The 26,421-nt window shown below is 68.4% G+C and carries 22 protein-coding genes; 12 read left to right on the forward strand and 10 right to left on the reverse strand.

The genetic code is table 11. The annotated features are described in order from the left end of the window. The 8 genes from AC04PH_RS16505 to AC04PH_RS16540 all read left to right on the forward strand — a co-directional run. A partial coding sequence (locus AC04PH_RS16505; RefSeq protein WP_483066934.1) for a calcium-binding protein occupies positions 1–428 on the forward strand: 428 nt, incomplete at its 5' end. A 114-nt stretch (positions 429–542) separates the two neighbouring features. Further along, complete coding sequence (locus AC04PH_RS16510; protein ID WP_483066935.1) at positions 543–2,420, forward strand: polysaccharide biosynthesis protein; 1,878 nt, start codon at positions 543–545, stop codon at positions 2,418–2,420. A gap of 179 nt (positions 2,421–2,599) precedes the next feature. Then, positions 2,600–3,721, forward strand: coding sequence for a polysaccharide biosynthesis/export family protein (locus tag AC04PH_RS16515; protein ID WP_483066936.1), 1,122 nt, complete (start codon positions 2,600–2,602; stop codon positions 3,719–3,721). A gap of 84 nt (positions 3,722–3,805) precedes the next feature. After that, positions 3,806–4,762 carry a Gfo/Idh/MocA family oxidoreductase gene (locus AC04PH_RS16520; RefSeq protein ID WP_483066937.1) on the forward strand — a complete coding sequence of 319 codons (957 nt, stop codon included), beginning with the start codon at positions 3,806–3,808 and terminating at the stop codon, positions 4,760–4,762. A 1-nt stretch (position 4,763) separates the two neighbouring features. Next, on the forward strand, positions 4,764–5,774 hold the full coding sequence (locus tag AC04PH_RS16525) for a Gfo/Idh/MocA family protein (protein WP_483066938.1): 1,011 nt from the start codon (positions 4,764–4,766) through the stop codon (positions 5,772–5,774). A gap of 37 nt (positions 5,775–5,811) precedes the next feature. Then, on the forward strand, positions 5,812–6,954 hold the full coding sequence (locus AC04PH_RS16530; protein ID WP_483066939.1) for a KpsE/RkpR family capsule polysaccharide export protein: 1,143 nt from the start codon (positions 5,812–5,814) through the stop codon (positions 6,952–6,954). 46 nt (positions 6,955–7,000) lie between these two features. Further along, entirely contained in the window at positions 7,001–8,044 is a 1,044-nt protein-coding gene (locus AC04PH_RS16535) for a capsular polysaccharide export protein, LipB/KpsS family (protein ID WP_483066940.1), read from the forward strand. Between the two features lie 24 nt (positions 8,045–8,068). Continuing rightward, positions 8,069–13,510 (forward strand): hypothetical protein, encoded by a 5,442-nt coding sequence (locus AC04PH_RS16540; protein ID WP_483066941.1) that lies wholly within the window; start codon positions 8,069–8,071, stop codon positions 13,508–13,510. Between the two features lie 21 nt (positions 13,511–13,531). On the opposite strand, the gene AC04PH_RS16545 is transcribed toward AC04PH_RS16540, so the two are convergent. From AC04PH_RS16545 to AC04PH_RS16555, 3 genes are read right to left on the reverse strand one after another with little or no spacing between them, the layout of a single operon-like run. Beyond that, positions 13,532–14,248: a hypothetical protein gene (locus AC04PH_RS16545; protein ID WP_483066942.1), complete on the reverse strand. Its 717-nt coding sequence runs from the start codon at positions 14,246–14,248 to the stop codon at positions 13,532–13,534. Then, the gene (locus AC04PH_RS16550; RefSeq protein ID WP_483066943.1) at positions 14,245–15,480 is read right to left on the reverse strand and encodes an ABC transporter permease; all 1,236 of its coding nucleotides are present in this window, start codon (positions 15,478–15,480) and stop codon (positions 14,245–14,247) included. Before AC04PH_RS16550 ends, AC04PH_RS16545 begins: the two co-directional genes overlap by 4 nt. Beyond that, positions 15,477–16,019: a hypothetical protein gene (locus AC04PH_RS16555; protein ID WP_483066944.1), complete on the reverse strand. Its 543-nt coding sequence runs from the start codon at positions 16,017–16,019 to the stop codon at positions 15,477–15,479. The genes AC04PH_RS16550 and AC04PH_RS16555 overlap by 4 nt, the downstream gene beginning before the upstream one ends. A 280-nt stretch (positions 16,020–16,299) precedes the next feature. Here AC04PH_RS16555 and AC04PH_RS16560 point away from each other — a divergent pair, with 280 nt between their 5' ends. Beyond that, positions 16,300–17,082 carry a glycosyltransferase family 2 protein gene (locus AC04PH_RS16560; RefSeq protein WP_483066945.1) on the forward strand — a complete coding sequence of 261 codons (783 nt, stop codon included), beginning with the start codon at positions 16,300–16,302 and terminating at the stop codon, positions 17,080–17,082. Between the two features lie 21 nt (positions 17,083–17,103). Here AC04PH_RS16560 and AC04PH_RS16565 read toward each other — a convergent pair whose 3' ends face one another. Then, positions 17,104–17,682 carry a sugar transferase gene (locus tag AC04PH_RS16565; RefSeq protein WP_483066946.1) on the reverse strand — a complete coding sequence of 193 codons (579 nt, stop codon included), beginning with the start codon at positions 17,680–17,682 and terminating at the stop codon, positions 17,104–17,106. Between the two features lie 169 nt (positions 17,683–17,851). Here AC04PH_RS16565 and AC04PH_RS16570 point away from each other — a divergent pair, with 169 nt between their 5' ends. Next, on the forward strand, positions 17,852–19,138 hold the full coding sequence (locus AC04PH_RS16570) for a hypothetical protein (RefSeq protein ID WP_483066947.1): 1,287 nt from the start codon (positions 17,852–17,854) through the stop codon (positions 19,136–19,138). A 24-nt stretch (positions 19,139–19,162) separates the two neighbouring features. On the opposite strand, the gene AC04PH_RS16575 is transcribed toward AC04PH_RS16570, so the two are convergent. From AC04PH_RS16575 to AC04PH_RS16590, 4 genes are all read right to left on the reverse strand, one after another. Beyond that, the gene (locus AC04PH_RS16575; protein WP_483066948.1) at positions 19,163–20,656 is read right to left on the reverse strand and encodes an aminotransferase class I/II-fold pyridoxal phosphate-dependent enzyme; all 1,494 of its coding nucleotides are present in this window, start codon (positions 20,654–20,656) and stop codon (positions 19,163–19,165) included. Positions 20,657–20,685: 29 nt separating this feature from the next. After that, positions 20,686–21,846: a UDP-N-acetylglucosamine 2-epimerase gene (gene neuC, locus AC04PH_RS16580; RefSeq protein ID WP_483066949.1), complete on the reverse strand. Its 1,161-nt coding sequence runs from the start codon at positions 21,844–21,846 to the stop codon at positions 20,686–20,688. Further along, complete coding sequence (gene neuB, locus AC04PH_RS16585) at positions 21,843–22,871, reverse strand: N-acetylneuraminate synthase (RefSeq protein WP_483066950.1); 1,029 nt, start codon at positions 22,869–22,871, stop codon at positions 21,843–21,845. Before neuB ends, neuC begins: the two co-directional genes overlap by 4 nt. Positions 22,872–22,932: 61 nt before the next feature. After that, the gene (locus AC04PH_RS16590; protein ID WP_483066951.1) at positions 22,933–23,565 is read right to left on the reverse strand and encodes an acetyltransferase; all 633 of its coding nucleotides are present in this window, start codon (positions 23,563–23,565) and stop codon (positions 22,933–22,935) included. 97 nt (positions 23,566–23,662) lie between these two features. Between AC04PH_RS16590 and AC04PH_RS16595 the strand changes: the two genes are divergently transcribed. Both AC04PH_RS16595 and galE read left to right on the forward strand, forming a co-directional pair. After that, a complete protein-coding gene (locus tag AC04PH_RS16595; protein ID WP_483066952.1) occupies positions 23,663–24,361 on the forward strand; it encodes an acylneuraminate cytidylyltransferase family protein in 699 nt (232 codons plus the stop codon). Positions 24,362–24,491: 130 nt separating this feature from the next. After that, positions 24,492–25,505: a UDP-glucose 4-epimerase GalE gene (gene galE, locus AC04PH_RS16600; protein ID WP_483066953.1), complete on the forward strand. Its 1,014-nt coding sequence runs from the start codon at positions 24,492–24,494 to the stop codon at positions 25,503–25,505. 20 nt (positions 25,506–25,525) lie between these two features. Here the strand turns inward: galE and AC04PH_RS16605 are convergent, their stop codons facing one another. Then, entirely contained in the window at positions 25,526–25,942 is a 417-nt protein-coding gene (locus AC04PH_RS16605; RefSeq protein ID WP_483066954.1) for a DUF6855 family protein, read from the reverse strand. Continuing rightward, on the reverse strand, positions 25,939–26,358 hold the full coding sequence (locus AC04PH_RS16610; RefSeq protein ID WP_483066955.1) for an SRPBCC family protein: 420 nt from the start codon (positions 26,356–26,358) through the stop codon (positions 25,939–25,941). Before AC04PH_RS16610 ends, AC04PH_RS16605 begins: the two co-directional genes overlap by 4 nt. Positions 26,359–26,421: the final 63 nt, after the last annotated feature.

A 26,421-nucleotide genomic window follows, 5' to 3' on the forward strand; every position in this document is an offset into this window, starting at 1 on the left:
CCCAGCGACCCTACAGCTTCACCCCGCCCCTGCAGGGCGGGGCCGATATCCTTTATGGCGAGGCGGGTGACGACCGCCTGTCGGGCGATGGCGGCAACGACCGTCTTTTCGGCGGCGACGGTGCCGATACGCTGACCGGCGGCATGGGTGACGACCAGCTTTACGGCGGCGCGGATGCGGACCGTTTCGTCTTTGTCACCGACCAGATCGGCACCGAGCGGATCTTCGATTTCCTGGACGACGTCGATACGCTGGCCATCACATCCGACGGGCATAGCGATCCGCCCTATACCGCACAGGAGCTGATCGACGACGCCACCGTCAGCGGCGATGACGTGATCCTGGGCAACAGCTACGGGTTCCGCATCACGGTTCTCGACTTCGGGACCGACAAGACCCTGCTGCTGGACGATCTGGCCATCGGCTGAACACGCCGCCGCGGGTGCCGGGGGCTGCCGCGCGCGCGGACAAGACACCTGTGGTCAAACGATTGCAAACGCACTATTGGTTTCAACGATTTACCAAAAGAGCAAGGTCGATCCATGTTCCTGTCCCAGCCGGACCGTCTGCCCCGATCGGCAAAGAAGTCCATTGTTTTCGTGGCCGATATCCTGGCGGTTCTGGTCTGTTTCGGTCTGGCCTGCCTGCTGCAGTTCGGCACGACCCGCCTGCCCGGCAGCGCGCTGCCGCTGTGGGTGCTGGCCCCGGTGCTGGCATTGTGCGGGGCGGGCTGCGTGCAGCTTTTGCGCCTGCCGCAGGTCAAGCTGCAGAGTTTCGACGCCCGGACCATGGGGCTGCTGCTGGCGCTGGCGACGGGGCTGGGGGTCGTCGCCTGGGTGCTGGGGCTGATCCTGGGGCTGGCCCAGGCCGGTGGCGTGGCGCTGGTGTTCGGCGCGCTGGTCTTTGCCGCCACGGTCGGCTGGCGGCTGGCCGCCCTTGGCCTGCTGGGCCGGACCAAGCGGCCACCGCATGTGCACAACCGGTCCTCGGTGGCGATCTACGGTGCGGGATCGGCGGGCATCCAGCTGGCCTCGGCGCTGCGCCAATCGGCCGAGGTGCGCCCGGTGCTGTTTTTCGACGACAACCCGCATCTGCAGGGCGTGGTGATCTCGGGCGTGCCGGTGCACCATCCCGCGCGCCACGCCGCGCTGATCCGGCGACACCGGATTTCCAAGGTCCTGCTGGCGATGCCTTCGGTGCCGCAGAAACGCCAGGACGCGCTGATCGAACAATTCTCCAGCGACGGGGTCGAGGTGCAGGTCCTGCCCTCCTATATCGACCTGATGTCGGGGCGCGGGCTGGAGGCCACGCTGCGCCCGGTCAATCCCGACCAGCTGCTGGGGCGCAACAAGGTGGCGCTCGACACGCCCGAGATCGCCCGCGCCTATGCCGGCCGGGTGGTGATGATCACCGGGGCGGGCGGCTCCATCGGGTCCGAACTCTGCCGCCAGCTGGTCGATTGCAACCCCGGCGTGATCGTGCTGTTCGAACAGAGTGAATACGCGCTTTATGCCATCGACCGCGAATTGCGCGGCATGGCCGAGACCCGCGGCATCCGCGTCGTCACCCGGCTGGGGTCGGTCACCGACAAATCCCGCGTGGCCCGCGTGGTGGCCGACGAGGCGGTCGAGATCATTCTGCATGCCGCCGCCTACAAACACGTGCCGCTGGTCGAGGAGAACGAGCTGGAAGGCGCGCGCAACAACGTGCTGGGGACCCAGATCGTCGCCGATGTCGCGGCGGAGGCCAGGATCAACCGCTTCATCCTGGTGTCCACCGACAAGGCGGTGCGCCCGACCAACGTGATGGGCGCCACCAAGCGGCTGGCCGAGATGGTGGTGCAGGACCGCCAGACCCGGCATCCCGACACCAAGTTCGCCATGGTCCGTTTCGGCAACGTGCTGGGCTCTTCGGGGTCGGTGCTGCCGCTGTTCCAGAAACAGATCGACACCGGCGGCCCGCTCACCGTGACCCACCCCGAGGTCACGCGGTTTTTCATGACCATCCCCGAGGCCGCCCGCCTGGTGCTGCTGGCGGGGGCCTATGCGCAGGGCGGCGACGTCTTCGTGCTCGACATGGGCAAGCCGCAGAAGATCATCGACATCGCCCGCAAGATGATCGAACTGTCGGGCCGCACGGTGCGTGACGCGGCCAACCCCGACGGCGACATCGAGATCCAGATCACCGGCATGCGCCCGGGCGAGAAACTCTACGAGGAACTGCTGATCGACACCGCCAGCCAGCGCAAGACACCGCACCCCAAGATCATGCGCGCCCAGGAGGCGATGCTGGACCAGGCGCAGACCGATGCGATGCTCGATGCGGTGCGCGCCAGTATCGCCGCCGCCGCCGAGGACCGCCTGCGCGCCCTGATCGCGGCGCGGGTCGACGGCTACCGCCCGCCGCAGGACGACGTCTGATCCCGGCGACGACGTCTGATCCCGGCCCCCGCCCCGGCGTGACCGCCACAGCCGCAGGCAGAAGACCGCGCCCGCCGCCCGCAGGTGTGGACCGGCTGCACGCTTTGTGCCAAAACACGGGGCAGACCTGAACCGGTTGGGGCAGCGGGTCTGCGGGCAAAAGGAAACCGACATTGCTGATGCGTCTGATTGCCGTCGTTCTTGGGCTTGCACTGTCGGGCTGCGGGATTGCCCCCGGCAGCGGACCGCTGGCGGTGAGCATCACCGAAGGTGCCGTCGACACCGAAACCGACCGGGCCAACTATCATGTGATCGAGGTCACCGAAGAGCTGGTCGGCAGGCTGGCCAGCCAGGGCGAACCCAGCCTGAGCGGCCGGTTCGGCAACCGTCAGCCGCCGCCCGCGCAGATGATCGCGGTGGGCGACGTGCTGACCATCACGATTTTCGAAAGCGCGCCCAACGGGCTCTTTTCCAACGGCTCCTCGGGGGAATTGTCGGGTGCGCGCCAGGTGGCGCTGCCGCCGCAGGTCGTCGACCAGAGCGGATCCATCGAGGTGCCCTTCGGCGGCCGGTTCCGGGCGGCGGGCAACACCCATCGCGCCCTGGGCGGCGCCATCGAGCGGGCCCTGTCGGACCGCGCCATCGAGCCGCAGGTGCTGGTCAGCACGGTGGAATCCACCGTCAACACCGCCACCGTGCTGGGCGAGGCCAGCCGCACCGGGCAGATCGACCTGTCGCCGCGCGGCGACCGGCTGCTGACGGTGCTGGCCAAGGCCGGGATGCAGGTCTCCGAATCCGAGGCGGTGATCCGCCTCGTGCGCAACGACGAGATCGAAACCGTGCCGCTGCGCACCATCATCAACGTGCCTTCCGAAAACATCTACGTGTTGCCCGGCGACACGCTGTTCGTACTCAGCGAACCGCAGGTCTTCAACGCGCTGGGGGCGGTGCAAAGTGCCGGGCAATATCCGATCACATTCGCCGACCAGACCGTGGCGGGGGCGCTGTCGCTGGCCGGTGGCCTGTCGGAAAGCATCGCCGACCGCGGCGGGGTCTTCATTTTCCGCTTCGAGAGCGAACACACCGCGCGCAGCCTGCTGCCGCCGGGCACGGAGCTCAAGGTGACGCCCTCGGGCGTGCCGGTGGTCTATCAGATCAGCTTTCTGGACCCCAATTCCTTCTTCTGGCTGCAGCAGATCAACATCCGCAACAACGATCTGGTCTATGTGGCCAATGCGATCGTCACCGAGCTGGACAAATTCATCGGCATCGCGGCTCGCGGCAGCCTGCTCGGGTTGTGACCGCAGGACCGCGGTGTATATAGGCCCCCGCGGCGGATCGCCGGTATTTCAGAAGATATTCACAAGGCCGAAGGGGTCACACATATGTCGATTTGGTTGATTGGTGCAGGGCCGATGGCGGCGTTGCACGCCAAGGTGCTGGCCGCGATGGACACGGGGCCGGTCACGATCGTGGCCACCAGCGCCACCCGAGCGGTCCCGCTGGCCGAAACCCACGGCATGACCGCCGCCACCGACGGGCTGGCGCGGGCGCTGGCCGAATTGCCCACACCCGACGCGGCCATCGTGGCGTTGCCGGTGGACCGGCTGGCCGAAGCCACGCTGCAACTGGTGCAGGCGGGTGTGAAAAAGGTGCTGGTGGAAAAGCCCGGCTGCCTGACCGCCGCGGAACTGGCCCCCGTCGTTACCGCCGCCGAAGCCGCGGGTGCCTTCGTCGCCATCGCCTACAACCGCCGGTTCTTCGCCTCGGTGATCGAGGCGCGCCGCCGCATCGCCGCCGCCGACGCCATCCTGTCGGTGAATTTCGAATTCTGCGAGGATGCCCCCCGGATCGCGGCCCTGCCGACCCCGGCCCCGATCAAGGACAGGTGGGTGCTGGCCAATTCCAGCCACGTGATCGACCTCGCGTTCCATCTGTGCGGCTTTCCCGACACCATGACCAATACTGTGACCGGCAGCCTGCCCTGGCATCCCGCGGGGGCCGATTTCCGCGGCATGGGGGTCACGCAGTCCGGCGCGCAGTTCAGCTATTACGCCGACTGGCGCGGCCCGGGCCGCTGGGGGCTGGAGATCGTGCTGCCCGACGAACGGCTGATCCTGCGCCCGATGGAGCAGCTTGCGGTGATGCCGCGCGGCAGCTTCCAGGCCCAGACGGTCGCGATCGACGGCCAGATCGACGCCGATTTCAAACCCGGTCTCTACCGCCAGACCGAAGCCTTCCTGGCCGCCACACCCGACCCCGTGCTGGTGACCGCAGCCCAGCAGCTTGACGCGGTGCGCCGCGTCTATGACCCCATCGCGAACTACAAGGCAGACACCTGATATGGCAAAAATCGCATTGATCGGCGCGGGCCGCATGGGGCACCGCTTTTCCCAGGCGATCCGGCAATCGGGCCACGAGCTGGCACTGATCTTCGATCCCGGGGAAACCCCCTGGGCGGTGGCGCAGGAACCCGACCTGGCCGCCGTGCACACCCGCGATTTCGACGATGTGCTGGCCAGCGACGCGCAGGCCTACGCGATCTGCACCACCGCCGACCACCATGTGTCCACCGCCACGCAGCTGATCATGGCCGGCAAGACCCGGCTGATCATCGAAAAGCCGCTCAGCCAGAGCGTCGCGGACGGTCTGGCGCTGCAGAAGCTGGCCCGCGAGAAAGGCGCGCGCATCATCGTCAACCACGGCCGGCGCTATTCGGCCAATACCGCGGCGCTCAAGGCGCTGGACGGCGATCCGCGCACCGGCGCGCTGCGGTCGGTCGTCATCAAGATGGGCGGCGGGTCGATGGGCTGCGTCGGCACCCACTGGATCGACCTGTGCAACAACCTGCTGGGCGGCCTGCCGCAGCAGGTGCTGGGCGTGCTCAGCGCCGAGACCCCGCCCGACAACCGCGGCGCACAGTTCTTCGACCCCGGTGGCACGGCGCTGCTGGTCTATCCCGGCGGCAAGCGCGCGATCATCGACCTGGGCGACGATATCGGCATCGTGGCCAGCACCGAATTCATCTTCGAAAAGGGCATCGTGGCCTGGACCACCGAAGGCGGCACCTGGACCTTCCGCCACCGCCGCCCCGAGGATCAGGACAAATCCCTGCGGATGTACGGCCTGCCGCTGGTCGATGCGCCCTTCGACACCAGCCCGCCCGATCTGATCGCCTATGCCATCGCCACTATCGAAGACGTGTTTTCCGACAGCCCCACCGAAAGCGGTATCGCACAGGCGCTGGAGACGATGGAGGTCTTCGCCGCCTTCCACTATGCCGCGCGCGAGGGGCGCACCGTCGACCTGCCGCTGCCGGATGCAGAAAAACAGATCACCTACGCCATTCCCTGATATGCTGTCAGGACCCGTTCCAGAACTGTGAGCCCCCATGGCCGACGCCACCTCTGTCCGCAGCGACGTCACCCTGCCCCGCAGCTTTCCCTTCGCCCGGGTGATGTTCGTGCTGGTGGTGATCCTGCCCACCGCCCTGGCGCTGAGCTATGCGCTGCGCACCGAGGCGCCGCTCTATCGCAGCCAGGCGCAATTCGCCATCGAGGACCGGCAACAAAGCTCGGGGGCGGGGCTGGCCGGGCTGATGACCTCGCTGGGGGTGGCCAGCGGCGAGCCCAATTCGATCTACACCCTGCGCCGCTTCATCCAGTCGGGCGATGCGCTGGCCGCACTGGAGGACAGCTACGGGTTTCGCGAACACTACGCCGCCCCCAACGGCGACTGGCTGACCCGGCTGCATGACACCACGTCGGCCGACAACGTGCTGCGCTATTACACCCGGATGGTCAAACCGCGGATCTCGACCACCGAAAACATCGTGACACTCGAGGTCTCCGCCTTCGATCCGCATGTGGCGCAGGACATCTCGGCGGCCCTGCTCGATATCTTCGAACGCTTCGTGAACCAGATCAACACGCAGGCGATCCAGGACCAGGTGTCGTTCCACGAATCCGAGGTCGAGAAGGGCCAGGCCCGCCTGCTGGAGACCCGCAGCACCCTGACCGCCTGGCGCAACGAGAACGGCGCGTTCGACCCGATGTCGCAGGCCGCCACCCTGCAGGGGCTGATCGCCAATCTGGAAATGGAACTCTCGACCGTCAATTCCGACATCTCGCTGCTGGAAGAGGCGGATTCGCCGGAACGCTTCGCCCCGCGCATCCGCGCGCTCGAAGACCAGCGCAACGTGCTTCTGGGCCAGCTCGACAATGCGCGCGACCGGCTGGCGGGGCCGTCGGCCACGACACTGTCGCTCAAGATCGACGAATTCGAACGGCTGGCCGCCCAGGTGGAATTCGCCGACCGGAACCTCGAAATCGCGATGTCGTCGCTGGAAACCGCGCGCCAGGTCGCCCTGCAGCAACAGAAATACCTGCTGCTGATCTCGGACCCGTCGCTGCCCAGCGAACGGGTTTTCCCGCGCCCGGTCTTTCACACGCTGGTGGTCTTCGTCGCGGCCCTGCTGTTTTTCGGCGTGCTGGTGCTGCTGCGCACTATTATCCGTGACTACCGCCGCATCTGATGGCATGACGCGCCGGCACCGCTAAAGACAACACGAGGTTCCGATCATGGCTTCCCTTCTCCAGCGTTTTGCCCGGGTCATCCGCGGCCCCCTGTTCCTGTGGCGCCGGTTCCAGTATGCGACCGGGCTGCGGACCTCGCGGCTGGTGTCGCTGCGCAGCTTTCCCAAGGCCCCCTACCGCGCGGTGGTCTTCGGCCTGGAAGAGGATATGTGGGACCTTTTCGATGCCGCCTACCCCGAATACGAAAAACGGTTTGCCCCGCCCAACGTGCATCTGGCCGAACTGCGCGCGGCACTGACCAAGCGGCACATGGCGCTGCTGGTCTTCGACCGCGCGCCCAAGCGGCATGTGGACACGGTGACCAACGGGCTGGACGTGACGGTCTTCAACGCCTCCTACGCCCCGTTGCCGGCGCTGGAAAAGGACGGCAAGCTGGCGATCGGGTTCCTGATCGACACGATGGGGGCCTGGCTGGGCGCGCGCCGGCAGACGGAAATCGACATCTTTCTGGACAGCTTCGATCTGGACGGCCGTGACGCCCTGCTGCAGGACGGTGCCGCATTGCACGAAAACCTCGCGATGACACCTGCGGGCAGCGGCTGCCTGATCGTGGCCAACGGCAACCGGACGCTGTCCTCCTCGGCCAGCGCCGAAGACAACGGCGATCTGGTCGAAGTGGCACGGACCCATGCCGAAGGGGCCGAACAGACCCTGTTTCAGGACCATCTGTTCGAGCCGTGGTACAATACCGAAGTCATCGGCGCCTTCCTGTCGCATCTGGAAACCTGCGACACCGTCGTGGTGCGGGAATCGCCGCTGGGGCTGATCGCCTGCCTGGCCGGGCACCGGGTGATCGTGACCGGGCGGCCGTTCTGGGCCGGCTACGGGCTGACCACCGATATCGCGGCGTTCCAGCGTCGCCGGACGCTGGACGCCGCTGCGCTGATCGCCATCGTGGCCCTGCTGCTGTCGCGCTATGTCGACGACGACGGCCAGATCGTCGACCCCGCACAGGGCTGGTGCCTGCCCGGCCCGCACTCCGAGACCCTGCGCGCATCCGATACCCCGGCAGCCGTCGTGCTGTCCTGATCCCGCCACGCATCGCGCCACCCGATGTTCCGCCGCAGCCCCCGCCCCGTGCCGCCTGATCCGGCCGACGGTTCGCTTCGCGACCCGGCGGAATTCGCGCTCGGCACCTGGCTGGACGCGGTGGCGCGGGGCGGGGGCGGGCGGCGCGCCCGCAATCTGGCGCTGGCCTGCGTGACACAGGGCCGGGCCGCGGTGCGGAACGGACAGGGCGTCGCCCGCGACGCCGCACAGCTGGACCTGACGCTGCCGCAGGGTGGCCGGTCGAGGCTGGTTCTGGGCGACAGAGGGGGTGACGCGCCCCCGCCCCGCACGCTTTTCTCGCCCTATTGGCACATGGCGGTGGTGCCCGGCAGTGTTCCGCCCGGCGCGCCCCTGCCGCGCTTTGCCCGCAGGCCCGCCCTGCGGCCCGCCCCCGCCGATCCGGCCCTGCAGAGCTGGCGGGGGTATCTGCGGCGCAGCACCCGGCACTGGCAGGACCCCACACTGGCCGATCTGGGCGGGCAGATGGATGCGGCCGGGCTGCAGCGCAATATCCGCGCCCAGCGGTCGCGGGCGCTTATGGCCGCACTGCGGCATCGCGGCGGGGCGGGTGTGCCGGACCGGATCGCCCTGCCGGAAAACCCTGTAGCACCGACCCGCGACCCGCTGTCGCCCCGCCGGATCGTCGCGCGGATCGGCACCGGACTACGCGCCACGCTGCTGGCCCCCCGCTGGTGGGCGGCACAGGGTCGCAGCCTGCGGCGGCGCTGGCAGGACCCGCAGCATCTTTCGCTGACCCGCGCGCTGGACAGCACCGGGTTGCGCCGCAATGTCAGGGTCCAGCGTCATCTGGCGGTGCTGCAGGTCCTGGACCACAGGCTGGCCCCGCTGACGCATGCGGTCACCTATCTGCCCGCGCCCGAAGCACCCGCCGACAGCCCCGCCCTGACAGTCACGCCAACACCCGCCACTCCGCACCACCCGCTGCGCGCCACGCTGCTGACCCCCGGCTGGTGGGCGGCGCAGGGCCGTAGCCTGCGGCGGCGTTGGCAGGACCCGCGTCACATGGCTGCCGCCGGGATGCTGACGCGGGGCGACCGGCCCCGCAATCTGCAGGCCCAGCGGCAGGCGGCCATCGCCGCGGCAGCCCCCTTGCGGCTTGCGGCCACGCCCCGCACCGCCGCCTATCTGGAACGCCCGCCCGCACCGGCGGGGCCCGTCGCGGCACCGCCCCGGCGCACGCACAGGCTAGATCACTGGCGGCAGGCCCTGCGCCGCTGGCAGGACCCCCGGGCCCTTTCGCTGGCGGTGGCCCTGCAGGACGGCAGGCTGCACCGCAACCGGCATGCCCATCGCCACCGGGTCATCGACACGATCCTGCCCGCGCGGCTCGTGCCGCATGCGACAGCCTATCTGTCCACACCCGCAGCACCCGCAGCGCCACCCGCTCCGGCGGCCTCACCGGAGCGCGCCATCCGCCGACGCCTGCAAACAACCGTGTTGCGGCGCGGCTGGTGGGCCGGTCTTGCCCGTGGAGCGACACGCCGCTGGCGCGCACCGCGCGAACAGGCTCTTGGCGAATGGCTCGATGCCGTCGGCCTGCGCCGCAGCATCCGCGATCAGAGAGCCCCCGCCACCGAGGCCGCCCTGGCCCTGCGCCTGCTGCCACCGCTGCAAGCCGCAGGTATGCTGACCGACCCGCAGGCGACGCTGCCGGTTTCCGCCGCGCACAGCGTCCGGCGGGCCCTGACCCTGACCGGACCGCGACGCGCCCGGGCACGGATCGCCCCGGCCGTCGTGCTGCGTACCGTGTCGGGCGCGCGCGGGTCCCTGCGGCGGCAGCGGCTCCGCGACCGGCGCCTGACCGCGGCACAGCGCGCACGGCAGACCCTGACGACAGGCTGGCAAACCCTGCGGCACCGGTCGGACAGGCACCTGTCGCCCGCCGGATGGCGCGCACTGGCCGCCCGGCTGATCCGGCGCTGGCACCCGGCCCATCGCGGCAGCGTCGCCTACTGGCAAAACGAAATCGGCCTGCGCCGGAACCTGCGCGAACAGCGCAGCCTGGCCGCCGAAATCGCACTGGCGCTGCGGATCCTGCCGGCACCCCGGGCGGTCATCTATCTTGGCACACCGGCCCTGCGCGCCAGCGGCGGACATCCCGGCTGGCCCAGCCTGTCGGGCCAGGCCGATATGACACGACGGCTGGCCAAGACCACCGCGACACCGCGCCCGCCCCGGCAGGAGGCCCTGCTGCGCAGCCTGCCCGGCACCCGGACGGCCCTGCGCCGGCAAGGGCTGCTTGCAGGCGGGACCGTGGCCAGCCGCGGCTGGCAGACCCTGCGCCGGTCGGCGCGCGCGGCCGTGCAACCGGCCGCCTGGCACGCCCGCTGGCAGGCCGCGACACGCCTGTGGCGACCGCCGCACGAACAGGCCCTGCCGCATTGGCTGGGCGAGATCGGCCTGCGCCGGAACACCCGCGTGCAGGCGCGGCTGGCCACGGAAATCGCCCTGCCGCTGCGGTTCTTCACCACGCAGGCGCTCAGCAACCGGCAGATGCTGGGACGGCAATCGCCCGCGCAACTGCAGACCGCGCGTCTTTTCGACGCCGGCAGCCGCACCTTCGTGCGGGTGCTGGGCGCACACGCCGTGGTCCAGTTCCGGCAACCGGCGGTCTGGGCCGGTTTCCTGCCCGGACACCCGGCCCGGCGCGGGCTGTCGGTGCGCAACACGGGGCGGCGGCGCAGCTCTGCCATGCGGCTGCGCGATACCGCGCGCCGCTGGCGCAACCCGCGCGAACAATATCTGCCGTATTGGACGCAAAGCCTGTCGCATGCGTTTCGCCCGGCCCCGCGCAAGGCCCTGGCCTGCGATATCGTGACCCTGCTCGAACGACGGCCCGGTCCCGGCTTCCTGGCCGCCCCGCAGGATGCGGCACTGACTGCCACGCTGCAGGCCGATATCGACCGCCGGATCGACCTGCGCAGCGTCATGCTGCCGGTGGGGCGGACCCGGGCGCTGCTCCACAGGCTGCGGCACCGCTGGCGTCCGGATGCGGCGGGTGACCGGATCGACACGCCCGCCTTTGTCGACCGGGTGCTGGACGCCCTGCGCCTGCAGGGCGATCTGGACACCCTGCTGCCCGACGACATCGTGCCGCAGATCCGCAACGATGCGATCAGGCCGCTCTATTCCACCCTGCGCAACCGGCTGACCGCGGCCCCCGAACACTCTGCGATGATCTGTCTGGGGTTCATCGCGCAGGGGCTGAACACGCGCGACTACGCCGCCCTCAAACAGGTGCTGCTGATCGTGCCGGATCTTGCTCCCGTACCGGCGTTCACGCAGACCCTGACCGATCTGTCCCGGGACGACGGGCCGCTGCCCGAAGCCGAAAGACTGGCGGTGCAGCTGTTTTTGCGCGGCACCGGCACCCTGCTGCACCCGCTTGAGATCGAGGAGGACCACGCGTTCCAGACCGCCGAAATCAGCCTGCTGCAGGCCTTCACCTGGCCGCGCCCCGCATCCGCGCCCGCGGCAGCGGACAGCGCGCCCGAAACCGCCCGGCGCGCCATGGAGCAGTCCACGCGCTGGATCGTCTCGGGGCGGGTGCCGCTGGGTCTGCTGGGACACGGGCCTGACGATACCGCCCCCGACATCACGCTGATGGGAGCCGGCAACCTGCGCACGCAGCCCCCGGCCCGTCTGGGACGGGCCACGCCGGCCGGGCTTGCGGTCGCGCCCCGGCTGATGACCGACCAGCGGGTCCCGATCTACAGCGATGCCGAAACCCGGCTCAGCACCCTGACCGCAGCCCTGGCACACCGCCTGATCACCGGCCTGCGCGACCTGATCGGCCCGCACGAGGCGCAGGCCTGGCTGGCGGCGCTGGAACTGCCACTCGACGACCTGCTGTTCGCGGCCTGCATCGACTTCTGGAGCGTGCTGCACCGGCTGCAGGAGGCCCCCGCCCGGCAGACCGCGCTGGTGGCGGGCACCCCGGAACTGGCCCGCGCCTGGCTGGCCGGGCTGCGCGCCTTCGACATCACCGCACCCACATCGCTGGTGGCACCGCTGACGACGCTGGCCTCGGCCACCACGCCCGCGACGCTGGCCCGCGATCTGCTGGCCGAGACCTTCGACGGGGTCCAGGGCAGCTCTGTCGATCCGCTGCGCACCGCCCTTGTCGCGGCCCTGGGCATTCCCGACGACGCCCCGGTGCCGCCCCGGGACACCGCCCTGCTGATCGGGCGCAACTTCGATCGCAACTACCGCACCGATCTGATCGAACTGGGGCGCGAGCTGCAAAAGACCGGCCGGGTGGTCTTCGTCCCCACCGCCGGCCAGCGTGATCGCAACCAGGTGCTCAGCTTCTTCGACACCGTGCTCAGCGACTGGCACGACGAGGTGATCTATGCGCCTGCATTCGAACTGTGGTCGCCCCTGCGGCGCAGCACGCCGACGCTGCGCCAGATCACCCTGCCGCTGCTGGTGCGCGAGGTGCAGGCGCAGGAGCCGCTGTCGCTGATCGAGACCGCGCTGCTTTTGTGCGCACACCGGCAACTGGGCCTGTTCTTCGGGGACCGGGTGCTCAAGCATATCCGTGCCGGCGCGCTGACCGCCCGGATCGTGGCCGACCGGTCGCCCTATGCCGTGGCCCTGCTGCCCGGGCGCGACTATATCGCGCGGGTCGCCACGCTGGCCGCGCGCAGCGCGCGGATCGACAGCTTCGATGTGCAGACCGTCTTCGTCGGCCCCCGGTCGCGCTACAAGCCCACCCTGGCGGATGTGCAGTTCACCATCGAGACCCAGTCCAGGAAACTGTTCGAGGATTACTTCAGGCTGGCCCCCGGCCAGGCGGTGCTGACCGGCTGCGCCAAGGTCGGTCTGGTCCAGCAGGCGGCCCGCAAGATGGACCGCACCGCCGTGCGCAGGATCGTCGACATGCAGGACAAGCGCCTGCTGGTCTTTGCCTGCTCGCCGTTTCTCGAAGAGGACCGGCTGATCATCGAAAGCGTGGCGGAAAATCTGCACGAGATGCCCGACACCCGTCTGGGGATCAGGCTGCATCCGACGGCCAAACCGGGCTATCCCGAATATCTGGCCGATCTGTGCGCGCGCCATCGGGGCGTCTTCGCGCTCGACCGGATCGACCTGCCGCAGACCCTGATCGCGGCGGACGTGATGATCACCCGGTTCTCCAACGTGGGGCTCGAGGCCGCCCTGCTGGGCACAGATGTGATCGCGTGCAATTTCAACGACGGGATCGTGCCGGTCCGGCTCGACGACATGGGCGTGGCCAGCGTGGCCGAAACCGGGGCCGCGCTGCAGGATCGGATCCGCGATTTCGCCGCCCGTGGCCCGGTCTGGCAGCGGTTGCAGGACAGCCGCGCGGCCTATGTGGCGCAGAACCGGCAGTTGCTGGCCCCCTCCGCGGCCCAAAACATGCGCCGCGAGATGGAACGCCGGCGGATGGCCGGCGACTGACGCGCGCGCTGCGGCGGCGCGTCAAATGAACAGCAGGTCGTCGCCGTCGTCCGCGCTGTCGGCCTCTTCGGCGGTGTCGTTGAGAACGATCCTGTTGCTGATCGCCAGCGCCGCATCCAGGTCGTTTTCCACATACATCCGCTTGCGCGCCACCACCAGCGCGCCGTCGCACAGCGCCTGCAGCACCCGTGTCTGACGGGCGGTGATCAGGGTGGTGCAGCCCTGCCGGCGCAGATGGAACAGCTTCAGGAACTGCTGCGAAAAGGCGATGTCGTCGGGCATGATCAGATTGGTGTCGACGATATAGACGTCGAAATCGGGAATCAGCGCCATCAGCATGCCGAACTGGGCCTGCAGTGTCTTGGGCCAGGTGAACATCGGCCGGGTCAAAAGCGCGGGGGCCGCGAATTCCGCCTTCATGAAGGCCACGCCATGATTGCGGTCGTAGCCGTAAACGGTGGCGAAATGCGAAATCGCCTGCATCCCCGTCACCGCCACCGAAAACGGCCCCGGATGGCCGATCGGCCAGGACACCGCGCCGCCGAAGACGATCTCGCCCTGCTGCGGCACCAGCCTGCGGCACAGCATGTCCATCACCGCCACCGCCGCCAGCCGCGATTCACCGATCAGCGCCAGCGTGCGCGGCGGCAGCGACAGGCTGGCCCCGGCCACGACCGGCAGCCGCTTGCCGCCCTGCAGGATGCTCAGCGACACGTCGTGAAAGCTCACCGCACTCATGCGCGCACCGTGTCGGGGCGTTTTTCGTCGATCGTCAGGCAGACCAGCGCCAGCAGTGCCAGCACCAGCGCCCAGAAAAAGATATAGGGCACGCTGGCGTCATAGGTGGTGTATTCCACGAACCAGAACGTCCGTGCCAGCTGCACCAGATGCAGAAGCGGGTTGTAGAGGATCACCTCGGCCAGCTGCTCGGGCAATTGTTCGGGCACATAGAACAGCCCCGACATCAGGCCGATGAAACGCAGCACATAGGCATTGATCCGGCGCAGCCCGGGATAAAGCTGGACCAGCGAATTCAGCACCGTGCCATAGCTGATCCCCATCACCCAGCTGGTCAGGAAGCAGGCCATGAAAAGCGGGAAATGCTGCGGCCCTTCGGTCATCCCCAGAAACATCGCCATGCCCAGCAGAAAGAATCCGGCGATGAAATAGTTGATCAGCGCGTTCAGCGACCGGGCCACCATGATGTCGAAACGGCGGATCGCGGGATGTTCGAGCTGCGGTTTCAGCACCCCGCCTCCCGACAGCGCCCCGATCGCCGACACCCGGAACACCAGCCAGAAACAGGCACCGATCACCGCAAAGGGGAAAGTGGCCATGTCGTAGACGTTCTCGGGCTGCAGAAACAGCGGCACGATACAGATCACGATGATCTGGATCAGCGGGTCCATCACCAGCCAAACATAGCCGATCCGGTCCTGTGCCGCCTCGCGGTTGAGCCCGTGCAGCCACAGGCTCAGGATCATGGTCAGCCGCCCGGTCAGCGACCGGTGGTGCGCGCGCACGCGCCCGGTCCCGCGGCCCTGCACGATGGCCTGCGCCGGACGCGACAGGGCCTGCGGCGCAGCCGGATCGGCATCCAGCGCATAATGCTGCGACGTGGGGTCGAGCAGGCTCCAGACATCGGCAGGGGCTTCGCCGGTCCGCGGCAGGGGATCGGTGGCGCGTTCGGCATCCTGGATGGCATATTCCGCCGCCAGCCGCAGGCGATAGGCGGCGGGGGCGGGCAGACCGGCCGCCTGCCGCACCGCCTCGGCACGCAGGATCGCATAGGCCGCGCGGCGCGGGGATGCATCCGGCGCGACCCCCGCCTCCGTGCCGTCCGGTGCGGCCCCGCCGGCCTCTCCACCGGTCTCCCCCTCTGCCGTGTCGGGTGCGGCGGCGGCGGACAGATGCGGCTCCAGAAAGGCTCTGAACCGCGCGATCGTCTCTGGATCGAGGTCCTCTCTCACGGGTCGCCCTCCGCGGCAGCGGGCGCGGGTGCGGCGGCCTGACGGGCCACCAGCCCGGCCAGACCGTCCAGCGCCAGCCGGTGCCCCGGCAGGACCGTCAGCACGTCGAACCCGATCGCGATGGCCGCGTCGTCGGGCGGCAGGTCACCCACGCACAGGGCGATCTCGCTCCAGTAGCGGGTCGCTCCGGGATCGTCGCGGCACAGCGGATAGAGCAGCGCCACCCGGTCCTGCGGCGTGCGCCCGGCCCGGGCCGCCTCCAGCAGCGCGTCGCGGGCAGGCGTGGCATGGGTCGGATCGTCCAGCAGCATGCGCGCGTAATAGATCGTCATGTCGTAATTTTCGTCACGCAAGCTCTGGCGCATCGCCCCGTTGATATAGCGCGCACCGGCCCCGTAGAAGGCCGCGACATCCTCGGCCTGCGGAAAATCCGCGCGCAGCCCGCGGGCCAGTTCGAAGGCGCGGCTCTGCTCCTTGGCGCGAAACAGACCCTGCGCCTCGCGCAGCCGGGCGCGGTAGGGGGCCACCTGCGTCGTCACAGGCCACCTGCGTTGCGCACCCGGACCGCGCTGCTGATCGTCATGAAACACCCTCTCGTGCCGCCCGGCCCCCTGCGCGCGGGCACGTCACCGGCGATGATACCGGAGCGTCGCGGCAATGAACAGATTGCCTCTGCCCCCGTCGGCGTACCCGGACGACATATCGGGACGTGCGGGCGGTCGCCGGGGGGCTTTGCATCTTTGCGCCGGGGCATGTAGGTCGCCGGGATGGCGGCCCCGCAGGGGCCACCTGACCCCGATCTTCACCGCACGGCCACCGATGACCCCTGCCCCGCCCCTCGTGACAATCGTGACCCCGGCGTACAACTGCGCCCGGTTCATCGGCGCGACCTGGGGCAGCATCCGGGCGCAGACCTTGGACGACTGGGAATGGCGGGTGGTCGACGATGCCTCGACCGACGGCACATGGGCTGTCCTGCAGGCCATGGCTGCAGAGGATCCGCGGATCGTCCTCGACCGCCTGCCGGACAACGCAGGGGCCGCGGCGGCCCGCAACCGGGCGATCACCGCCGCGCGCGGCCGCTTCATCGCCTTTCTGGATGCCGACGATATGTGGCACCCCGACAAGCTGGCCCGCCAATGCGCGATGATGCGCCAGACCGGGACCGGACTCAGCTATGGCGCCTATGACATCATCAATGAGGACGGCAGCCTCCGGGCCCATGTGGCGGTGCCGCCCGCCACCGATTACCAGGCCCTGCTCAGGCACAATGTCATCGGCTGCCTGACGGCGATGTACGACACGCAGGTTTACGGCCGGGTGACGATGCCGCCCGCACGCAAGCGGCAGGACTACGGGCTCTGGCTGCGGCTGCTGCGGGACGGCGGAACCGCGCGGGCGGTGCCGGGCACGCTGGCCACCTACCGGCGGCTGTCGGGATCGCTGTCGTCCAACAAGATCGGTGCGGCGGCGGGCACCTGGGCGGTTTACCGCCGGATGGAAAACCTCGGCCCGCTGCGCAGCGCCTATTATTTCGCCCATTACGCCGCAGGCACCGTGTTGCGGCGGATCGGCCGCCGGCTGCGCGCGCCGCACCGCTGATTTTGCCCCGCGCGCGGGTACTCAGCCGCGTCCCGCGCGCGCGCGTCCCAGCGCCCCGGGCCTGAAGCCCACCACCGCCGTCATGACGATGATATAGAGGTCCAGGCAAAACGACGCACGCCGGATATAAAGCGCGTCATAGGCCGCCAGCCGGCGCGGGTGCGACATATCCACATCGTGGATCTGCGCCAGCCCCGACACCCCCGGACGCGCCGCCATCACGCCGCGTTTCCTGCGTTCTTCCAGCACCTTGTCCTGTATCGGCAGGGACGGACGCGGCCCGACGAACGACATCTCGCCGCGCAGCACGTTCCAGATCTGGGGCAGTTCGTCGAGCTTGGTACGGCGCAGCAGCCGGCCGAACCCGGTGATCGCCGCAGTGCCGATCTCGTGGGTGCCCATGCCCGCCGTGCCGACCTTCATGGTGCGCAGCTTGATGCAGTCGAACAGGCGGCCATGCTGGCCCACACGGGTCTGGCGAAAGAACACCGGACCGGCGCTGTCGCGTTTGATCAGCAGGGCGACAAGCGGGATGAACCAGACCAGAAGGGCGAACAGAACAACCGCGAGAACCACATCCGTCAGGCGCTTCAAAAGCATGTCTGTGCTCGTAATCCGGATGTTCTAGACGATGTTCTTGCATTGGCTCTTAGCGTATTTTATCCCGTGGGTGCAAGTGTATGCGCCTCTCTCCCAGGTCCCGCACAGTGCCCCCTGACAAGGACCTTTCCAATTGCCTGCCGCCGGACACCCCGCAAGCGATACCCAGATGTTCATGGACATCGCGACCCTGTGGGGCGATGCGACCTATGTCGATTTCCACAAGGAGCTGCGCCGCAAAAGCCCGCTGGTCCAGATCGGCCTGCGCCTGTTCGCGCGGCTGATCCGCTTTGCGCCCACACGGGGGCTTGCGATCGTCGCCGCGGTGCTGGTGCATCCGCAGCTGCGCCACTGCGACCGCAGGGCCGACGTGCTGTTCTACGGCCCCACGCGCAATAACCGGCGGGTGCTGGCGCAGGTCAGCGCCATCTTGGATGACACGCCGCTGGTGCAGTATCACGCGCACCGGCGCGCGGGCTTTGGCGCGCGGCTCCGGGCGGGCCTGCGCCTGCGCCAGATCGCGGGTCTGTCCCGGACCCTGGCGCCTTGGCGCGGCAGCCACACGCTGCTGGCCACACAGCTGCTGCTGACCGCGGCCGCACGGGTGCATTTCACCGCGCAGCTGTCGCGCTGCCAGGCGCGCGGGGTCATCGTGGCCAACGATCACAGCCCGATGCAGGTGGGGCTGCGCTGTGCGGCACAGGCCTGCGGTCTGGCCGCGATCTATCGCCAGCACGCGCCGATCTCGCCGCTTTATCCGCCGCTGAAATTCGACCTGTCGCTGCTGTCCAACCAGGCCAGCCTGACCGCCTATCGCAATCGCGGGCCGGTCGGCGGGGCGACCTGCATCCTGTCGGCCTTCGCCACCGGCCCCGACCCGATCCGCCATCCGCAGACCATCGGCACCGTGGGCAAATGCCTGTCGCGGGTCTGGTCACATGCCGCGGTGACCCGACGGCTGGCCGAACTCTGCGCCCACCCGCAGGTGACCCGCATCGTGCTGCGCCGGCATCCCCAGGATACGGCCGACCTGCGCGCGCTGTGCACCGATCCGCGCATCTCCATCAGCGACGCCGACAGCGACGTGGCCGATTTCGCGCGTGGCTGCGATCTGGTGGTGATCCCCGGCAGCGGCATCGCGGTCGAACTGCTGCACGCGGGCACACCTACCGTCTATGCGGGCGATCTGGACCGGCTGGGCCATGACCCGCACGGGTTCGTCGCCGCCGGGCTGGTGCCCGACATGACCGATCAGCCGCTGACCGCACTCGGCCCCGCGACCACGGCGCATTTCGATGACGGCTGGGCGCGGGTCTTCGCCAGTTTCGACGCGACGGCCGTGCAATCCCCCCGGCAGATGCAGGAGGCCACGCGCGCGGCACTGACCACGCTGCTGATCCCGCAGACCACGGCCCCCGCCCCCGCCGCAGGGCGGCCACGGCGGCAGGCGGTCTGACAGGCCGCACCCGGGCCGGGCGTCTCAGCCCGGCAGGACCGCCGCGGCCGCATCCCTGATCGCGTCGATCACCATCTCCACATCGGTATCGGCCATGTTCGACCCCGACGGCAGGCAGATGCCGGTGCCGAAGATCTGGCGCGACACGGCGGCGTTGCCGTCGTCATGGGCGTGGAATTCAGTGCCTTGGAACACCGGCTGCATATGCATCGGCTTCCACAGCGGGCGGACTTCGACCAACTCGCCCTGCAGGTGTTTCGTCAGCCGCCCCGGCACGTTGTCTTCGGGGTCGCAGTCGAATGTGATGCACGACAGCCAGCGGTTGGAATGGCTCCACTCGGGTTCGGGCATGAAGGCGACACCGGCGATATCGGCCAGACCCTTGCGGTAGATCTCGTTGATCTCGCGGCGGCGCGCGACACGGTCCTCCAGCACCCGCAACTGCCCCCGGCCGACACCGGCCAGGATGTTGCTCATCCGGTAGTTATAGCCGATCTCGGTGTGCTCGTAGTGGATTTCGGGTTCGCGCGCCTGGGTCGACAGCTTCTTGGCGCGCGCCATCAGGGCGGGGTCGTCGCTGACGATCATGCCGCCACCCGAGGTGGTGATGATCTTGTTGCCGTTGAACGAATAGACCCCGATCCGGCCCAGGGTGCCGCTGGACTTGCCCTTGTAGGTCGCCCCCAACGATTCCGCGGCATCCTCCAGCACCGGCACGCCGTGGCTGTTGCAGATTTCCAGGATCGGATCCATGTCCGGGCTTTGCCCGTAAAGCCCCACCGCGATCACCGCCTTGGGCATCCGGCCCGCCGCCTTGGCCGCCGCAAAGGCCCGCTCCAGCGCGCGCGGCGACATGTTCCAGCTGTCCGGCTCGCAATCGATCAGCACCGGCGTGGCATGCTGGTAGGCGATCGGCGACACGCTGGCGATGAAGGTGAAGTCGGAGACGAAGACCGTATCGCCGGGGCCCACGTCCAGCAGCCGCAGCCCCAGATGCAGACCCGCGGTGCCCGAGCTGACCGCACAGGCCGCACCGGCCCCCACATGGGCGCAGATTTCCTTTTCGAAGGCGTCGATATGCGGCCCGACGGGTGCGATCCAGTTCGACCGGAACGCCTCGTTCACGAACTCCAGCTCCTCCTCGCCCAGATGCGGCGTGGACAGCAGGATCGGGGCGTGGATGTCGGCGCGGTGCACGATGTTCACCGGCTTGCCCGTGGTATCCAAAACCGGCACCTGGTTGATGGTGTTCTCGTTCATCAGCGCCAGCAGGCTTTGCGGTGTGGCGGTCTCGTCGGCCACGATCGCCTGATGCGGCGGGAATGCGGACAGCGGTGTCTCCAGCGTCGCCCCCTCGATCAGCTGCCGCCGCAGATCGCCATCGGTCACGGTGGACAGGAACAGACCCTGCCCATCGACCAGCAGCGCGATCCCCAGCGCCGATTTGTCAAGCACCTGAATCGCTTCCATAATCGTCTGGTCAACCGTGACCGTCGCAATCTGGTTCTGCTTTATCATCTTGTCGTCGCCTTCCGATGCGTTTGAATCTAATATGTAAATCGTTTTTTCAAAATAGCGGATGACAGATCGAGAGACCGGATCACAGCCCCCAGACGCGCCGCACAGCCGCCCTGGTCGTAAAGATTGTCGTAAAGCCCGTCATAGGCCAGCGCCCGGCTGATCGTCCCGGTAATCTCGGGACCGGTGACCGGACAGTCGAAGACACTGTCGTTGCGCTCGCGCGCGGTCTGCCGGTCGCCCACGTTGACCACCGGCGTGCGCAGCGATGCCGCCTCGATGATGCTGGACGACGAATTGCCGAGCATCAGGTCGCTCTCGGCGATCAGCGACAGGTATTGCGCGCGCGGCAGATGGGTGACCCAGATGAACTGCGCCGCCAACCCGTCCTGTGCCGCCAGCCAGTCCTGCGCCTGCCGGTAATAGGCCGCGATCCGGGCGGCCCCGGCATCCGAATTGGGCGCTAGCACCACCACGGTGCCCGCAAAGCTGCGCGCCACGGTCTCGATCAGGGTCTGCGCCTGGTCCTGCGCAAGCGCGGCATCCTGCACGACGGGGTGAAACAGTACCGTGGCCAGCGGGTCATCCGCACCGATGCCCAAGGCGTCGCGCAGCCCCGGATCGGGCACGAAGGCGCGGATCTCGTCCAGCCCCGGCGCGCCCAGCATGTGGATATGGGCCGGCACCTCGCCCATGCGGATCAGCCGGTCGCGGGCGCCGGGCGTGGCGGGAAAGTGGTAATGCGCCAGACCGGTGATCGCCTGCCGCAACTGATCGTCCACCGTGCCGGACCGGTCGCCGCCGTGGAAATGCGCCACCGGTATCCCCAGGAACACCGCCGCCAGACCCGCCGCCAGCATCTCGCCCCGATCACCCAGCAGGATGACCAGATCGGGCCTGCGGGCGCTGAAATGCGCGGTGATCTGGGCGGTCTGCCCGGCCACCGCATGGGCCATCTCGGCCCCGTCCGCCCCGGTCATCGCCAGCGGGTCCAGCGCGTTCACCGTCAGCCCGCTGGCCCGGATATCGGCGATGGTATCGCCATAGGCGGGGTCGAGATGCTGACCCGTGGCCACCACCTCCAGCGTGATGCCGGGATCGGCGTCCAGCGCCTGCAGGCTGTGGGCCATCAGCCCGAAATCGGCCCGCGTGCCCGACAGATAGGCGATATGCAGCGGTGCGGCCGTCACAGATCGCCGTCCGCGAACGGATCGCCCGCCGCGATCGCGCGTCCGGCCGTGCGGCCCACCAGCGCGTCGTGATGCTTGGGCGCCAGCCCGTGCGGCGGGCGCAGGATCGCGATGTCGTCTTCGGTGATCGTCTGGCCCGCCGCGATGTCGCGGGCGGCATAAAGGCTGCGGCGTACCAGATCGCGGGCCTGCACCTCGCAGGGCTGCGGCACCTTCTCGCCGGTGCCCAGCATGGATGTGGCGCGGCGGATGTTGTCGATCATCTGGGTCAGCTCACCGGGTTCGAGCGAGGCCTGATGGTCGGGGCCGGGCATCGTGCGATCCAGCGTGAAGTGCTTTTCATAGACCGTGGCCCCCAGCGCCACCGCCAGATAGCCCGCCTCGATCCCGCCGGAATGGTCGGAATAGCCCACCGGGCAGTCAAAGGCGTCGCGCAGCGTGTGGATCGCGCGCAGGTTCAGCTGCTCGGGCGGCGTGGGATAGGCGCTGGTGCAATGCAGGATCGACACGATATCGGCAAAGGGTTCGGGGAACCCCTTGTCCGCGCGGACCTGCTTGATGGCCGCCACCGCATCGGCGATCTCGTCGAGCGTGGCCATGCCGGTGGACAGGATGATCGGCAGGTTGGTGGCGGCGAGGTATTTGATGAAGGGCAGGTTGGTAACCTCGCCCGAGGGCACCTTGATGCGCTGGATCCCGATGGAATTGAGGAAATCGGCGCAGTCCCGGTCGAAGGCGGTCGACATGAACTCGATGTTCTTTTCGCGACAGCGCGCCGCCAGCGTGACGTGATCGGCCTCGCTCAGCTCCAGCCGCTGCAGCAGCGCGTGCTGGTTGTCCTCGGCGGTGTGGGTCTTCTGGTAGTCCACCGTTTTCGTGCCGGGCTTGACGGTGCTGGAGGCCTTGAAGGTCTGGAACTTGACCGCATCGGCCCCGGCACCGGCCGCGATGTCGATCAGCTGCAGGGCGGTCTCCAGATCGCCGTTATGGTTCACACCTGCTTCTGCGATGAAAAAGACGGTCATTGATCACTTGCTTTCATTTTGCGCACCGCGCGGGCTTTCATTTTGCGCGCGGCGCGGGCCTTCATTTTACGCGGCGCACGGGCGATCCGACATAGGTGGCATCGGGGGCCAGGGCGCTGCCCACGAAACTGCCCGCTCCCACCACGACATTGGCCCCGATCACGCTGGTTTCCCTGATGGTTGCATTGGCGCCGATCCAGCTTTGCGCGCCCAGCACGACACCGCCGGCCAGCACCGCTCCGGGGCTGATATGACAGAACGCGGCCACTTTGCAATCATGCTCGATGATGGCCCCGGTATTGACGATCACCCCCGCGCCCACCGTGGCCCGCGGGTTCACCACCGCCCCCGCGCAGACCACCGTGCCGGGGCCCAGCGTGGCCGCGGCGCTGACCGTGGCGCGCGGATGCACGAGAATGTCCGGCACATAGCCGCGCGCCTCCAGATCGCGGGCCACCTGCCGGCGCGCGGCGCAATCGCCGATCGCCACCACGGTCCGGCACCGGGCCGGCGGCAGCAGCGCCGGATCGGGCAGCCCCGCGGCCACGTCCAGCCCCAGCACCGGGGCCCGGTCGGCGGCATGATCATACAGATGGATCTCGCGGTCAGGATGCATCGCACGGGCCACGTCGACCACCACGGCGGCATGGCCACCGGCCCCGAAAACGATCAGACAAGGCGCTGTCGCCGACATCCCGCAGTTTACCCTCGTTGCCCCTATGCACCCATGGTTGCGTCGTATAAGGACCTGCAATTGTCAAGCAAGCGCTGATGCAAGGAAAGGACCGACCATGGCACGGACACTGGCGTTGATCCCCGCGCGCGGCGGCTCCAAACGGGTGCCGCGCAAGAACGTGCTGCCGTTTCACGGACGCCCCCTGGTGCAGTGGACGGTGCTCTTCGCGCAGCGCACCGGGCTTTTCGATCGGGTGGTGATTTCCACCGACGACACCGAGATCCTGACCGCCGCCACCGATGCCGGGGCGGAAAGTTTCGGCCTGCGCCCCGCCGTGCTGTCGCATGATACCGCCACCTCCGTCGACGTGGCGCTGCACGCGCTGGACCAGGCCGAGGCCGCCCACGGCCCCTATGACCGGATCGCCCTGCTGCAGCCGACCTCGCCGTTCCGTGTCACCGCGCGCTGGCAAGAGGCCACGGCCCTGCTGGACGCCCATGCCGACGTGCCCTCGGTGATCGGGGTCGCCCCCGTCGACACCCCGCCCTATCATATGTTCACCATGAGCGCGGACCGATCCGTCACACCGCTGTTTCCCGACCATCTGGGCGCGCGCACCCAGGACCTGCCGCAGACCGTGATGGTCAACGGCGCGCTCTATCTGGTGCGGGCGGATGTCCTGCGCGACACCCGCAGCTTCTATCATGCCGGCTCGCGCGCCGTGCTGTGCGACGATCCGCGCGAAAACATCGACATCGACACGCCGCAGGATTTCGAAACGGCACAGCGCCTACTGGAAAACGCGCTGGCGTGATCCGGCCGTGCAGCCCGCCGTCGCGGACCGACCTGACGTGACCCGCCTTCGGGACAATTCCCCGCAGGCAGGCGTTGCAACATCGCCCGGCGCTTCCTAGAACGCAGGGGACGGAAAAGGGTTAATCATCATGCGTGTTCTGGTGACCGGCGGCGCCGGCTATATCGGCAGCCATACCTTGCTGGAGCTTCTGGGTCAGGGCCATACCGTCTGCGTGCTCGACAATCACTGCAACTCCTCGCCCGTGGCACTCGACCGGGTGCGGACGCTGTCCAACGGCACCGTCACCGCGGTCGACGGCGACGTGCGCAACCCGGTGACGCTGACCCAGGTGATGGACGGTTTCGCCCCCGACGTGGTGGTGCATTTCGCAGGGCTCAAGGCGGTGGGCGACAGCATGCGCGACCCGCTGGGATACTATGACGTGAACGTCGGCGGCACCCGCGCCCTGCTGCACGCGATGGACCAGGCGGATGTGCGGCGGATCATCTTTTCCAGTTCCGCCACCGTTTACGGCGACCCCGAATACCTGCCCTACGACGAGGATCACCCGACCAACCCCACCTCCGTCTATGGCCGCACGAAACTGGCCGCCGAGAGCCTTTTGACCGACTGGTGCGCCGCCCATGCGGACGCCTGCGCGGTGATGCTGCGCTATTTCAACCCGGTGGGCGCGCATCCGTCCGCGCGCATCGGCGAGGACCCTTCCGACACGCCCGGCAACCTGATGCCCTTCGTGGCACAGGTGGCGGTGGGCAAGCAGCCGGTGCTGCAGATCTACGGCGACGACTACGACACCCCCGACGGCACCGGCCTGCGCGACTATATCCATGTGGTCGATCTGGCCCGCGCCCATGTGGCGGCCCTCGACTATACGCTGGATCATACCGGCGCGCGGGCGTTCAACATCGGCACCGGGCAAAGCTATTCCGTGCGCCAGATGGTCACCGCCTTCGAGACCGCCTGCGGCAAGCCCATCCCCTGCGAGGTGGCCCCGCGCCGCGCCGGCGACATCGCCGCGATGCAGGCCGACCCCGCCCGCGCGCACGCCGAACTCGGCTGGAAAGCCACCCACGACCTGCACGACATGGCGCAAAGCACCTGGGACTGGCAGTCCCAGAACCCGGGGGGGTACGGGGGGTAGCGGGAGGCATCTCGCCTGCTTCAGATCGCCCGCACTCGGTTGCTGCGGGCGTTGTGTTCCAACTCCACCAGCCCCAGCAGTTCCAGCACCGGAGCGACGTAATTGGCAAAGCGGCCGCGGTAGCCCTTGCGCAGACCATAGTAGCCGCCCACCGGGTTGTCCGCCGCGCGCGCCCAGTGCTCCAGCGTGCCCGCCTTCACCGGCTTGCCCTCGTCGGCGTTGCCCAGCGGCATCCAGTCACCATGCGCGCGCAGCATCGCATGAGCGTCCTCCAGCGCGCGCAGCTGGTAGGACAGCCGGGTCTTGCCGACCTGCACCACCAGTGCGGCGGGGTCTTGGTCGGTGTCTTTCCAGACCTCGAAATCCGAGGTCAGCGGCGGGGTCTTCAGAACCCAAGGGTCGTCTTGCGTGCCTGATCCATATGTCACGTCGGTCATCGGTCTTCGGCCCTCCTTTTCAATGTGGTCGCGAATTTGGTGAAACTCGGGGTCAGGTCGGGCATGGACCGGGTGATCAGCCCCGCCAGCGGGCCGGTAAAAACCTCCTGCATGGCGAAGACACAACACCGCCCCTGCGGTGTCAGATCAAAGCTGCGGGTGCCGGTGAACAGCCCCAGCGGCATCCCCCCGCGCCAGACCATCCGGTGCGGCGGTTCCATCTCCACCACGCGCAGCACGAAGGCGCGTTTTGGGGCCACCTCCGACCACAGTTTGATCCGCGCGCCCGGTGCCAGCCTTCCCTCTAGCCGCAGAATGCCGAAAGGCACCGGCGTGCGGGGCATGGTTTCGGTCAGCACCCGCCAGACATCCGCGATATCGGCAGCGATCTCGGTTCGGGTTTCGTAACGCTTCATGTCCTCTCCCCTTGTTGACGTGCCCAGCCCTAACAGGTCTTATATGACATCTACTGTCATGTT

The sequence above is a fragment of the Yoonia sp. KMU-150 genome, from assembly GCF_056858355.1.